This is a genomic window from Umezawaea sp. Da 62-37 (assembly GCF_032460545.1).
Taxonomy (GTDB): domain Bacteria; phylum Actinomycetota; class Actinomycetes; order Mycobacteriales; family Pseudonocardiaceae; genus Umezawaea.
In genome coordinates this window covers 54,445-67,051 of record NZ_CP135965.1, presented here as the reverse complement: position 1 = coordinate 67,051, position 12,607 = coordinate 54,445, and the positions used below count along the sequence as shown (strand labels likewise).

The 12,607-nt window shown below is 65.5% G+C and carries 14 protein-coding genes and 1 pseudogene; 8 read left to right on the top strand and 7 right to left on the bottom strand.

The annotated features are described in order from the left end of the window. The first annotated feature begins 95 nt into the window (after positions 1-95). The 3 genes from RM788_RS00315 to RM788_RS00305 all read left to right on the top strand — a co-directional run bounded on the left by RM788_RS00315 (position 96) and on the right by RM788_RS00305 (position 3,018). On the top strand, positions 96-701 hold the full coding sequence (locus tag RM788_RS00315) for a hypothetical protein (RefSeq protein WP_315929329.1): 606 nt from the start codon (positions 96-98) through the stop codon (positions 699-701). 521 nt (positions 702-1,222) lie between these two features. Beyond that, the gene (locus RM788_RS00310) at positions 1,223-1,393 is read left to right on the top strand and encodes a hypothetical protein (RefSeq protein ID WP_315929330.1); all 171 of its coding nucleotides are present in this window, start codon (positions 1,223-1,225) and stop codon (positions 1,391-1,393) included. A 491-nt stretch (positions 1,394-1,884) separates the two neighbouring features. Then, positions 1,885-3,018 (top strand): pentapeptide repeat-containing protein, encoded by a 1,134-nt coding sequence (locus RM788_RS00305; protein WP_315929331.1) that lies wholly within the window; start codon positions 1,885-1,887, stop codon positions 3,016-3,018. A 140-nt stretch (positions 3,019-3,158) separates the two neighbouring features. On the opposite strand, the gene RM788_RS00300 is transcribed toward RM788_RS00305, so the two are convergent. The 3 genes and pseudogenes from RM788_RS00300 to RM788_RS00295 form a co-directional block, all read right to left on the bottom strand. After that, positions 3,159-3,386 (bottom strand): hypothetical protein, encoded by a 228-nt coding sequence (locus RM788_RS00300; RefSeq protein ID WP_315929332.1) that lies wholly within the window; start codon positions 3,384-3,386, stop codon positions 3,159-3,161. Positions 3,387-3,472: 86 nt separating this feature from the next. After that, a pseudogene (locus tag RM788_RS52810) lies at positions 3,473-3,670 on the bottom strand (DUF4158 domain-containing protein); the annotation flags it as partial. Between the two features lie 138 nt (positions 3,671-3,808). Next, complete coding sequence (locus RM788_RS00295) at positions 3,809-5,110, bottom strand: hypothetical protein (protein ID WP_315929333.1); 1,302 nt, start codon at positions 5,108-5,110, stop codon at positions 3,809-3,811. 621 nt (positions 5,111-5,731) lie between these two features. Between RM788_RS00295 and RM788_RS00290 the strand changes: the two genes are divergently transcribed. Then, on the top strand, positions 5,732-6,028 hold the full coding sequence (locus RM788_RS00290) for a hypothetical protein (protein ID WP_315929334.1): 297 nt from the start codon (positions 5,732-5,734) through the stop codon (positions 6,026-6,028). A 279-nt stretch (positions 6,029-6,307) separates the two neighbouring features. Then, positions 6,308-6,454, top strand: a complete 147-nt coding sequence (locus tag RM788_RS00285) for a hypothetical protein (protein WP_315929335.1) — start codon at positions 6,308-6,310, stop codon at positions 6,452-6,454. A gap of 450 nt (positions 6,455-6,904) precedes the next feature. Here RM788_RS00285 and RM788_RS00280 read toward each other — a convergent pair whose 3' ends face one another. Then, the gene (locus RM788_RS00280) at positions 6,905-7,291 is read right to left on the bottom strand and encodes a hypothetical protein (protein ID WP_315929336.1); all 387 of its coding nucleotides are present in this window, start codon (positions 7,289-7,291) and stop codon (positions 6,905-6,907) included. Positions 7,292-7,615: 324 nt separating this feature from the next. Here RM788_RS00280 and RM788_RS00275 point away from each other — a divergent pair, with 324 nt between their 5' ends. Further along, positions 7,616-8,491, top strand: coding sequence for a hypothetical protein (locus RM788_RS00275; RefSeq protein WP_315929337.1), 876 nt, complete (start codon positions 7,616-7,618; stop codon positions 8,489-8,491). Between the two features lie 87 nt (positions 8,492-8,578). Here the strand turns inward: RM788_RS00275 and RM788_RS00270 are convergent, their stop codons facing one another. Both RM788_RS00270 and RM788_RS00265 read right to left on the bottom strand, forming a co-directional pair. Next, positions 8,579-9,730, bottom strand: a complete 1,152-nt coding sequence (locus RM788_RS00270; RefSeq protein WP_315929338.1) for a hypothetical protein — start codon at positions 9,728-9,730, stop codon at positions 8,579-8,581. 168 nt (positions 9,731-9,898) lie between these two features. Continuing rightward, positions 9,899-10,096: a DUF1883 domain-containing protein gene (locus RM788_RS00265; protein WP_399342831.1), complete on the bottom strand. Its 198-nt coding sequence runs from the start codon at positions 10,094-10,096 to the stop codon at positions 9,899-9,901. A gap of 252 nt (positions 10,097-10,348) precedes the next feature. Here RM788_RS00265 and RM788_RS00260 point away from each other — a divergent pair, with 252 nt between their 5' ends. Then, positions 10,349-10,819 carry a helix-turn-helix domain-containing protein gene (locus RM788_RS00260; RefSeq protein WP_315929340.1) on the top strand — a complete coding sequence of 157 codons (471 nt, stop codon included), beginning with the start codon at positions 10,349-10,351 and terminating at the stop codon, positions 10,817-10,819. After that, positions 10,708-11,490, top strand: a complete 783-nt coding sequence (locus RM788_RS00255) for an IS630 family transposase (RefSeq protein ID WP_315929341.1) — start codon at positions 10,708-10,710, stop codon at positions 11,488-11,490. Before RM788_RS00260 ends, RM788_RS00255 begins: the two co-directional genes overlap by 112 nt. A gap of 97 nt (positions 11,491-11,587) precedes the next feature. Here the strand turns inward: RM788_RS00255 and RM788_RS00250 are convergent, their stop codons facing one another. Next, positions 11,588-12,031 (bottom strand): hypothetical protein, encoded by a 444-nt coding sequence (locus RM788_RS00250; protein WP_315929342.1) that lies wholly within the window; start codon positions 12,029-12,031, stop codon positions 11,588-11,590. Positions 12,032-12,607 lie beyond the last annotated feature (576 nt).

The following is a 12,607-nucleotide window of genomic DNA, read 5'->3' as shown; positions in this document are numbered from 1 at the left end:
GTTCAGGGAGAGGCCGGCTCGACTTGCCCGCGGACGTGTGCGATGCCCCACGCGGTGCCACAGGAGTGCCGCATACTGCTGCGGACCGTAAACACGTGATCACCGGAGGTGACGTCATGGGGTTGTCCGGCAACACACCTGGCACAGCGGGAGCACCCGAGCCCGGCGAGCAGGCCGTCCACGAGTTCCTCGACCGCGACCATCCGCGGGCCAGCATCTCCGAGGGCGGTCGGATCGTCATCGAACCGGGCCAGGTACTCGACAACATCGCCCTGGCGATGGAGCGCCTGGACCTCGACATCAACACACCGATCAGCATCGAGGAGGACGTGGTCCCACCCAACGAGCTGCTCACCCTCATCCAGACCCTGGCGTTGGGCCCCACCCTCGCGGTGCACGTCGTCAACACCGCGATGAGGATCATGTCGGTCCGCTACCCCGAGGACCTGGTCCGCTCACCCCTGCCGTCCCAGTACGACCTGCGCAAGATCGTGCCGCTGCCGATGAGCGACCGCGAGCACGCGATCGCCAAGACCCTGTTCAACCGCAGGACCGCCAGCGCCGTCGACCTCACCGAGGACGACATCGCGAAGGACCTGGCACCGCTGCAGGCCAACGACCAGCTACAAGTCTTCGTAGCGCTGTTCTTCATGTACGGCAACAAGATCGGGGCGATGAAGTACACCACCGGCACTGCCTAGAAGCGCACCGGCCCGGTCCGGCGATCCCGTGCCGACCATCCTTACCCGACCTCGGTCGTGCAGGCCTACCGGTAGCGCAGGAGGAAAACCAACGATTGACATATCCGCGCTGGTCATGATGGGTTGCCTCGGTGTTTCTGGGGTGTCGGTTGCCGGATGTGGGCGGCCGCACGGCTGGCCCGCTTCCGGCACGCCGGGCCGCAGTAGATCCGCGGCCGTCCCGTGCCAGCGTCCCGGATCCCCCGGTCGCACCCCAAACCCGCGCAACGCCGAAACCCGCTGCGGCTCGGAGCTGGTCGGCCAGCGTGGCCAGCCTGATCGCCGCGGCGGCCGGATAAGACAGCGAGGCTGCGGCACCTACCGCGGCGGCCAACTGGTCGGCGAGGTCAACCAGAAAACGTAAGGACGGCAGCAAGCGCTCGGACCGTTCCCGGATGCGCCGGGACGTGTTCCAGTCCGGGAACGCAGTGGCCCGCACTCGCTCGGCGATCGGGTAGGACAGAGCCCTCGATCATGGCGGGGTGACCGTTCCCCCTCACGTTGCACTGCGCCGCGTGGCCCGCGCTCACGTCGGGGCCGACCTGTACTGCCCGGACGTGACCCGACTGGAGGTACGCGCTGCGGCGCCCGACCAGATCCGCCGCCGCAACGTCCACACCCTTAACCTGACCGAGCTGGTGGCGAAGTCCTAAACCTCGCCGAGCAAGGCCGGCGTCGAAGAGGCCTCAGCCCACCGCGTTCATCTCCATCCCAAGGGTTCCTGGTGCGAGCACAGTGCCGGGTGCAATTCGACCGCGTCGCCCTTGCGGTAGAGCACGGCAGGTCGACCGGTGCCGCCGGGGCCCGCGCTCTGGTGTCGAGCAGGAGTCCCGGCGCGCTGATGTCCTTGCGGTGGAAGTGGGCCAGATCGGCTCGGCCGCCTCGGCGTCCTACCCCACGGTGTAGTGCCGATGGCCCGCTGCGCGACCGTATGCGCATGGTTGGTTCCGAGGATGTTCCCGTCGCCCCACCCGCATCGAGCCCGGCAGCGCGGCCGCTGTTAGCGCGGTGGACGGTGCCGTTGGGTCGGCGGTTGGCGCCGTTGGGTCGTTGGTTGGTGCGGTGGACGATGCCGTTGATCGCCGTGCTCGTGCTGGTGGTGGTCGTGGTGTCGTCGGTGTTGTTGTGGTCGTGGGTGGACGGCTTGACGTTCGTCGACGCGGACAAGAGGGCCACCGCGCATCTAGACGTGCTGAAGTTGACGGCGTCGATCGCGGTCGGCGGCGGCGGCCTGTTCGCGCTCTACCTCGCGGCGCGGCGTCAGCGCACTCAGGAACTGGAACTGGCGCAGCGGAAAAGCGTCCAGGCCCACGTCGAAGACGAGGCCAAGAGCAACCGGGCGCACGTGGAGACGGTTCAAGCCCTCGCGGCGCAGGTCGCGGATCACAATCGGGAGGACGCGGCCGCGCGGCGGGTGACCGAGTTGTACTCGAAGTCGGTGGAGCAGCTTGGGTCGGATCAGGCCGCGGTGCGATTGGGTGGGTTGTACGCGCTAGAGCGCCTGGCCCAAGACAACCCCGACCAGCGTCGCACTGTGGGACGGGTGCTCTGCGCGTACCTGCGGATGCCGTTCGAGGTGCCGGACGCACCACCGTGGCTGGAGGACGTCGATGGCCTCGGCTACAAGACGCTGCTGGCCGAGTATCGCGAGCGGGTGCAGGAACGCGAGGTGCGGGTCGCCGCTCAGCGTGTGCTGCGCGATCACCTCCTCAAGGGAGACGAAGCCCAGCCGCTGCCCACGTTCTGGGCGGACATTGCCCTCGACCTCCGCGCGACCAGTCTGGTCGACTTCGACCTGGCAAGATGCACCGTGGGTGAAGTTGACTTCCGCTCGGCCACGTTCACCGGCGAAGCCCACTTCGAGGCAGCGATGTTCACCGGTGACGTCGACTTCGTGTCGGCCACGTTCATCGGCGCCGCCCACTTCAAGGAGGCGACGTTCACCAGCGGCGCTGACTTCGTGTCGGCGACGTTCGACAGCACTGTGGACTTCGCGTCGGCGAGGTTCACGAACGGCGTCCTCTTCGGGTTGGCGACCTTCAAGGGCTATGCCCACTTCAAGGCGGCGACGTTCACCAAACTCGCCTTCTTCAAGAGGGCGACGTTCGCCAGCATCGCCTTCTTCAACAAGGCGACGTTCACCGACGCCGCCTCCTTCAAGGGGACGGAGTTCGCCAGCCGCCCGCAATTCACGGCGTCAGTGTTCATCGACGGAGTGCCCCCGGAGGTGAGTGAGTTCGTCTCCGAGCACCGATCGGGTTCCGGGTCATCGAGGTGAGGGCGGCCATGAGCCCACCAACAGGCGCCTATCGCCGCTGGTCCCCGACCGCATCAGCACCTGACGCCCGGTGATGTGTGGGGCCGACACCACCGGGCCGATCGACACCTCGGCCGTGGACGACCGCGTCACGGTGTTCGTTACCGATCATCAACCGGGTCCCGGTCGTCGAGGCCGCGCATGTGCTCGGGCAGCGCCGTGGAGACGACTTCGCCCAGCGCGGCCAACATCGAGCTGACCTGCAGATGCCGAAAGCCGTCGACGGGGGCCAAGTCGACCGGCGTGCCCGAGGGCTGCGGTGTGGAGCCGGTCCAGCGGATCCACCCGTCGGGCCCGAAGATGCTCGGTTCGGGTCTGCGGACGGGCACCTAGCCGGCCAGGTCCACGATTGGGATACCCAACTGCACCGCGACCCGGTTCGCTCTGGCCGCCAGCCCTCATCGACGTCGTCGGGCACGAACCCCAACCACGGCAACGCACACAACTGGATCGCCATCCCGATCCGATTCCCCGATCCCCGCGCCGCGCTCTCCAACCAGGCCCGCTCATCCGAACCGAGGGTGAAGTAGCGGATCAGCTCGTCACGCCCCAACTCCTCCGGCCACGACCGCAACCGCGTGATCTCCGCATCGGAGAAAAACTTCGTGGACACCCCAGCACCGCCCCGTCCTCACATGATCATCGACGGGGCACATCCTGATCAACGCCCTCGACTGCGCCTGATGGGGTGTTGCCCATCGTCAGGGGTGTTCATCGGCGTCAGGAATCGCTATGACCTGGGCGGATGGGGCTAACCGTTGGTTTTTTGGCCTGTGCTATCGGGAGACCAAGGGTCAATGCGCGGCTTGAGGTCCTCGATCGAGATGCCTGGAGGTAGGGCATCGCCAAGCAGTGAAAGCAGAGTCTCCCTGCTGGCAGTGGGATGAGTCCTCCTGTGTGAGGCCAAAATATCTTCACTCAACGCCAACACGCTCAAACGCAACTTCTTATTCTCGTTGACCAGGCTGCTTCGTTCACGCTGAGCCTGGAACTTCGCTGCCTCGGCTTCCCCATGAATCTTTCGGACCATGTCGGCTGCCTTGGATTCTACGTCTCTGCGAAACTCCTCTTGTTCCTCCCAAGCGCGGCCAACTGAGGCGTGGAGTCTATGCACTTCTTGCTCTCGACTTGCCAGATCGGCTTCTCGTTGAGCCCACATGTGGTCGGCTGTCGCGATCTGATTTTCCAATTCATCAACCTTCGCTAACGTCCTGACTAGCTCGCTCGAGACTCCGAAGAGCATGTCTTCGCGGTCTTGGCATTTGGCAAGAAGTTTGTTGATCTTATCCTGTCGCAACTGGAGCTCGGCCGCTGTAAGAGCTTGTGGATCTTGCCCAGATGCAGGCGGGTTCGGATCCATCTCGTTGACTATGTCTTCGGGCCAGAACCTCAGGGCCCAGTCCCGGCCGCCGACCATGAAGGACGTGTAGACCTTCACGGTCTTGTCCTTGCTCCAGGAGGGGCAGACTACCTCTCCCACGTAGCCCGCAGGGGGCTCGGTAAGGCCCATGGCTTCGCAAAACAAGTACGCCGCTTCAGGAAGGTCACTCTCCTTCCCCGCTGACACGAGGACATCGCGCACCTTGTGCCACTCCAGTTTCCCAGGTTCGGCGCCCTTGCCCATGAACTTTCCGCAAGCCGACTGCAGGACACTCTTCGTCTTACCGAAAGACCAGTGTCCTTCCTGCGTCCCCCAGAGAGTTCGAATCTGTTCGATAGTGGTGGTGAGTTGGCCGAACTGGTCCACTGCCCTGGTCATCAGGAACATCGCCATCTTGCGCTCACCGATCGACAGACCGCTTTGGCCATCTGTCTCTCCCGAGGTGAGGCTGTTGACATCGTCCCCGCCTGGGCATTCCACCTCCGCATCCTCTTCATCCGAGGTCTTCCCCATCTTCTCGGTCGTCATGAAGCGGTCGACTATCCGACCTCCGGCCCGCTTCGGGAACTTGTCGGCTGCTGTCAGCCGTGTACGGGAGTCGCTCATCGCGCCATCAGCCTGTTTCCGAGCAGCCACCAGCTGCTTCGCGGTGTGTCTGTCGTCACCCGGCATGATCGCTCCTTGTAGCTGTTCAGCGGGCCAGGGAGAGTTAGATGGTTTCTCCCGTGATCTCTCCCGACCTTCGAACCTTCGTGCGGACCCCAGGGAGAGATCCCGGCAACCCTATGCCGTGCCATCTCTGCCGTTCTCCTGCCATCTCGTAGCCAGGGAAAACCTTGATCCATCAGCTCGACGTTTCTCCCCGGCTGGTTACTCTGCGTGCATCAAGCACGCCTGCCCCATGCGGTCAACTTGGGGAGAGATAAAGAAGCCAATGTAGGTACTCTGAGTGCACAGCAGCGTTGTTGTGACGCCTTGAGGACCTAGAATGTAACCCACAGCCAGAGCGACACGTGTACCCCGATTACTTGGAATGTCACTATCCGTGGTTACATTTGGGGCAGTGGATTCGCCACGCTTACCCCGGATCTCGAGCCAGGACGGGGACGGGCGGCCAGGTTGCACCCTGACCGCCCGCCGCGTGCGAGCCCCCTCGGAAGCCCCGGTTAGGACCATCTAGGTAAGGACTCGCACTGATACCCACCATAGTTTCCAGCGGCCATACAGGTAACCCCAAGATTGCCTTAAATTCACCCTACGATCGGGTGTGGCACTTGGCGGAGGTGGCCAGCGATGTGCGATGAGAAGTGCGACGCCAAGGAACCCAAACGTGAAGATGACTCCGCCGTTGCTGCCACAAGGGCGACCGAGATCAGCACACCCGAAGATGACGAGAACGAACGAGGCTGGGCTCGGTTCTTCGTACTGATCTTCAGCGACGCAGAGCGGTTCAAAAGATTCATGATTTTCCTGCTACTGCTACTTGCGTTCCTTCTGGTCGCTGGTTGGCTGTGGGGCGCTTCTGCGGCAGGTGTCACCGCAGTTGGCGCTGGCCTTCTGCGGTGGGTGAGTAAAAAATTCGGAAGTTGAAGTTGCCCTGCGGCTTGTAGTTGGTTCTGGCTGTGGTGACGTGGCGTGCTTGCGCTGTCACCACAGCCGAGAACAGCGTGGTGCTGCACCCATTACGCTTGCCCAAGGGTGTTGCCGTCGCACCGCTCGAAATCGAAAAATCCTCCCAGGTCGACGTCGATCAGTTGCGCGTTGTCTACCCCTGGGCTAAACGTGCGATGGTGCTGGTGAGGAGCGGATCGTTTGGCGAAATGAGGATTAGCAGGGGTTATAGGCGTCGCCGGAAACACGACGATCACGATGACCGGCAGCATCGGCAACATCACCAATGCCAGTTCCAACGTCCAGAACAACGTCAACACAGGGCTCGACAGCACCGAGGTGCTCAAGTTCGCCAGCGCCCTGCGGCAGACCCTGCCCGTGCTCGGGTTGGACGAGGAAGCCTGACAAGCCGTTGACGCTCAGGCCGAGGAACTGCACCAGGTAGCGAGTGCCGCTACTCCGGACCGGGGCCGGATGCGGACCCAGATCAACAGCATCCTTCAAGCGCTGCAGTCGGCCGGGCAGACCATCGCACTGGAGATGATCATGGATCTGGGAATGCAGGCCATCCAAGCCCTCAGCCGCTGACCACTTCGACCACCTGAACGGCTGACCCAACTCGTGAATCGCCGCCCTTGCGGTACAGAGCGGCCTGTCGACCCGGCCCGCTTGGGGTCCGCGCTCCGGTCTCGACCAGAAAGCCTGGCACGCCGGTGACCTTGCGGTGGAAGTTGCGCGGGTCGACCGGACACGCCCCAGAACGCCTCGACGGCCTCGCGCAACTGCGCGACGGTGAACGTCGGCCCGCACAGGTCCGCTCCACCGTGACGCGTCCCCGCTCGACCGCCGCGTCGATCAGCGACCGGATCGGCTCGGCGGCCGACACGGCCCGTACCGGGATCCACTGCGCCGAGCCGGGCTGGTCGAGGGGCGCGGTCGCGTGCGCCCCAGGACCACGTGGGCGATCGTGACCACCGCGCCACCGTCGGGGCGCCGGTGAGGGCCGACCGTGTCGAGCAGGCTGACCAGCGCGATCCGGTCGAGCAGGTGCGCGTGCTCGGTCAGCACCCGGTCGCGGGTGTCCTGCACCGAGCCGGTCGGGTCCAGCGGGGTGCCGGGCAGACCCAGAGCCGCCGGTCCCCGGTGCGCAGCAGCACCCGCAGCCCGGTGGCGTGCGGCTTGCACCACCAGGTCGACCGATACCCCGGTCGCGGACATGAGGAAGGGCCCAGGGGCTGGCATACCTGGCCAGAACCCTGGGCCCTTCTCGACGGTCTTGGCGTGGCGGGTACCTGCAGCTCCGCTTTGGCACGAGCGACGAGTGCACCGTCGACATCGGGCCCTTGCTGTTCCGTCAGAAGTGACACTAGAGGCCCGCGGGCCGTGTTGTCCAACCCGATCCATGACCGTCCTCAAAGGACTCAACGGGTAAATCTATTTACCCCTACGTTAGCGCCGTGTGTGTGCACCTAGACTCCCTAAGATACCCCTGCGCTAGCGCAGTGCCTTACCCTCGGTCTAGCGCCCCGTAGTATGTAGAACATCGAGTGCTAAGGATAACTGCTGATGACGAGTAAGGGCCCGGTCGCGGCGCTGGCGACGCCAGTTGGGCCGTTCGGTTCGGCGCACGCGGAGTCGGACCAACAACAGGCCTCGCGGGAGTTCGCCGAGCGACTGGGCGCCAAACGCCGCAAGGCCGGAGCGCCGGTACGCACCGCGTTCGTCATCGCCGAAGAGGACCGTGAGCGGCCGCCGATGGCCGAACTGCTCAGCAGCGCCACCGGCGGGGGCGGCGGTCGGGGCGGTCAACTCCGACTCAAGCTCTACCTCTCCCTATTGTGGGTGTGCGCGAAGGAGCCCTACGAGGCGATCCGCCCCGCGCGTGCCTGGGCCGCGCTGCTGGGGCTCGACGACATCGAGAACCGCGGTGCTCGCCGCATCCACAGCGCGATCCACGACCTGGTCGACCGCGACCTGGCCCGTGTTCGTGACCGCGGCGGTCAGGCCAGCGCGGTCAGGCCCTTGAGCGACCGCGGCAACGCCAGGAAGTACGAGCCGCCGTCGGAGACCTACAACCGGTTCAAGCAGAAGGGCGCCGGCGAGCGGGCACTGCAGCCCCACCGCTACTTCCGGCTGCCCTCAGGCCTCTGGACCGCCGGGCACATCGCGGCCCTCAGCGGCCCCGCGCTGGCGATGCTCCTGGTGGTGCGCTGCGAACAGCGCGGCAACGAGAACACTCCGGTGTGGTTCTCCCCGAAGGTCGCCACCGAGCGGTACGGCCTCGCCGAAAGCACCAGGGTTCAAGGTCTTCAGCAGCTCCGCGACCGCGGACTACTCACCACCGAGACCCGCAGCGTCAGCGAGTCCGGCGCCTTCATCGACCAGATCCGCCGCCGCAACGTCCACACCCTCAACCTGACCGAACTGGTGGCGAAGGCCTAACCTGCGGCCACGAACAAGAGCGGCCCAGCCAACCCGTCTGACTGCGTACCCACTTGATCAACTATCGGCGAAAGCGAGCATGTTCGCCTAGTACCACTCCATGCCCTGTTCAGGAGACTTGCGGGGGGCAGGAGGGTCGGGCCAGTCCGGTGCCCAGGGGCGCCACTGGATGCCGTAGCCGTGGGCGGGCCGCGGGTTCGGGAACGACACGTCCACCTCGCCGATCCCGTTGACCTCGATCAGGTCGGTGCCCTCGGCATCGTCGTCGAGGTCGTAGTGGAACGCGCCGTCCACGCGCCACAGCGCCGCAGGCAGTTCATCGACGGGGAATCGCACCACGAGCTGGAACAGATCGCAGCCGCGCTCGGGCCAGAACACATAGAGGGGACGCATCGGCTGTGCCCTGGGCACCCGCACCTCCAGCGCGTACTGGTGCGTCTGCCCGGCCTGCAATGGGCGGGGCAGACGCAAGCGCAACAGGACCCGCCGCAGCGACGGCCGTTCCGTCGGGATCAGCTCCACACCGTGCAGGACCTGTACTTCCAGGTCGCCCGGCGTGCCGTCCTCGGAGGGCTTGGGCATGGTGATGGACCAGGTGACCTCGTCCACGCCGTCGCGTTCGGCGCGGATCGTGCGGCGCTCGGTGCACGAGGGCGTCTCGCCATCCAAGCGCAGCAGCGCGTCGAACTGAACCAACCGCCACCCGTTCTCCGGATCTGTGGCGACGACCGGGGCCAGCGGCTCCACGGCCGTCTCTACGAGCCGGGTCAGGCCCTCCTCGATGCGGCGCCGGATGGTCCGCTTACCCCGATCGTGGAGTCGGGCCAGCCAGTCGACGCGGTCGTTGAGAAACCGTGACTGCGCCTCCTCGTGCAGTCCCAGCGGGGCGAGCACGGCCAGGCGCAGTTCGGTTGGAAACCCGTCGACGACGCTGGTGACCCACCGGCTGAACTTGACGCGGACCTCCTCCGGCCCGTCGGACGGAACGATCCCGCACACCGCGCGCAGCGCGGGACCGACCTGCCGGTCAATTCCGGGCGCTTGCACACCCTGGCCGCGGCACAGCGCTCGCAACTCGTTCATCAGTGACGTGGAATTCGTCGCTGATGACCTCCTGGTGTCGATCGGAACATCGACACCGGAGAGAAGCGGGGGGATGAGGCCTTGAACCTGTTTCGGAAGAGGTTCGGTCAAGGGGTCGGGATTCGACTCGGTGACGGGCTTCTTGATGCCGAACACGACGTTGTCGCTGTAGAGATCGTTCTTGTCGTCAGTGATGGCTCGAGGGCTCTGTATTGGGTTGCGTATGCCTGCGGCGATGAGAGCGGTTCGGCTACGGGCCTCAAGCCATGCCGCGTGCTCGTGATCGGGAATCCGGATGGCACTGGTGAGGTCGTGGTGGGCGGGTCAGTCGATCTCGGTAAACTTGACCTTGATCCGTCGTTCGTTGCCGTCGACGACGAGGTACCAGTGGTCGTCGTAGGGCACTTCCAGGACGAACAGGATGACCTCCTGGAAGCTGCCGTCGTACTCGTACTCGTCGCCGTCGAGGTAGGCCTGGTACTCCTCAGCGTCGAACTGGTGGATCGAGGAGCTGGTCGCCACCGCCAAGGCACGCCCGCGAAGCTCAGCTTCTAGATCGTCAAGCCGGGCATCATCCACCAGGCTGGTACCGCATCACCGAAGGCCCCGTGTGCCGACGTGTCCGTTGCCGTCGGACACGCCAGGCCCCGCATCACCTCGGTGATGCGGGGCCTGGTTGCCAGCGGGCTAGTAGAGCGTCGTGGCTTAGTTATGACGTAACTGGGATACTGGTCTCCGGCAGGCTTTCTCCCCCCGCCGGACAGGACGGCCGCCATGGGCGCACAGAAGAAACATCCGGTCACGCTGACCGAGCGAGATCGTGACGAGTTGATCCGAGTGACCAGGACGGGCGTGCACCCGGCTTCGTCGATCATGCGGGCGCGGGTGCTGCTCGCGTTGGACACCTCGATCGGCGCGGTCGATCCGAAGGAGGCGATCGCGGCACGTCTGGGGGTCTCGGGCGAGACCCTGCGCCTGATCGCCCAACGGTTCGCCGAGACCGGCGGTGACGTGCACGCGACGATCGCACGCAAGAAGCGAGAGTTTCCGCCGGTGGCCTCGGTGGTGACCGGCGAGGTCGAGGCCAGGCTGATCGCACTCGCCTGCTCGACCCCGCCCGCGGGATACGCGCGATGGTCGCTGCGACTGCTGGAGAAACACGTCGCACTCATCGAGGACATCCCGGACCTGGACCACTCCACCATCGGACGGATCCTAAAAAAACGAGGCTGCGTCCTCATCTGAGGAAGTGCTGGACCATCCCACCCAAGGCGAACGCGGCCTTCGCCGCCGCGATGGAGGACGTCCTCTCCGTCTACGCCCGACCCCACGACCCGACCAGACCGGTGGTCTGCATGGACGAGAAGCCCTACCAACTGCTGGGCCACGCCCGCGGCCCGATCCCCGCCACCCCCGGACACGACCTCAAACAGGACAGCGAATACGTCCGCCACGGCACCTGCGCGATCTTCTGCTGGGTCGAACCCTTGCAGGGCTGGCGATACGTGGACGCCCGACCTCGCCGGACCAGGGTCGACTGGGCTCACCAGGTCGAGCGGCTCCTGACCGTGGACTACCCCGAGGCAGAGAAGGTCGTGCTGGTGATGGACAACCTCAACACCCACACCATCGCCTCTCTCTACCAGGCCTTCGACCCGGCGAAGGCGTTCGGATTGGCCCAACGCCTGGAGATCCACCACACCCCCAAACACGGGTCCTGGCTCAACATCGCCGAGATCGAACTATCCGCACTCACCCGCCAATGCCTCACCCGCCGCATCGACGACCTCGACCTACTCAACACCGAACTCGCCGCCTGGCGGCAGGCCACCAACACCGACCAACGTCAGGTCGACTGGCACTTCACCACCGACGACGCCCGCACCCGACTCCGACACCTCTACCCCAAAAGTTAGAAGCGACGGTCTACTAGGAGTCTCTAGAAGCGACCCAAGACGACTAGCACGAGCACGAGCACGAGCAGCACGAAGCAGCCGATCATGCCCAGCAGCCTCAGGGCGCCGCGGCCCGTGACTTGCCCACCGCCGCCGGTCCGTGCAGCAGCACGATCCCGCCCGCGTGGATGGCCCATTCCAGGTCGTCGTCGATGTCGCGGGCGACGTAGGGGGGCAGATCGGAGCCGTCCTCGGAATGGGTGTCGATCGCCGGTTTCACCCGCAAGTCGAACAGCCCCACTTCCGACACCGTCGGCAGCCCGCCGTCGATCAAATGCAGCGCCCGCCCCACCAGCGGATTCACCGTCCACACAGGTTCCTCGGTCGGATTGGGCGGTTGGCCGCGCACCCACCGCGACAACGCGGGTGCCCCCAACGCCAGAGCGGCCACGATCCCCGCGGGCCAGCTCAATCCCTCCAACACGTTGCGCACCGGATCCTCATCAGCCAGCAGCCACGCCGGCAGCCCGAACACGCTCACCGCCCACACCAGCGTGGCCACCGCGCCAACCACCACCGCGATCCGTGGCCATCGGCGAGAACCCACCCCAGCCCCTCCCACATGAGCCCCTTCGCGCGGTGATCACCTTTCATTCTCACTGTCGTACGGGACCCCTTTTTCGCTACCGACACCGGCGGCCGCGATCACACCGTTCGCGGACTCGAGACCGCGGCCGCGTCCATGTTGTGCACCCGCGCCTGCTGGCCATGGTCACGCGCACCCAGGGCCGTGATCTTCTCCATGACCACCTGCCTTGCCCCGAAACCTCGCTACCGGCATCACGTCGGCGTGATGGCAAGGCCGACGACTCCGCCCCGTCGAACCAGCACTCCCGCAACCGGAAGCACTACACCGTGGTCGGCCGTGACCTGCAGCCCCTGCGGGACACCGGGTTCGCTACGATCGCCGCGGCCGCCACGCCGGCCTGACTCCGAGCTGCCACGCTGGCCTGACTCCGAGCCGCCACGCCCACCCACGCGGGCTGGCTGCGCAGAGGACAAGGGGCTTCGTCTCGCGTACCGCGTTCACACCGGCGACCCCTCAGGTGCGACGGCGTGGGGTCGCACCGGCAGGGAC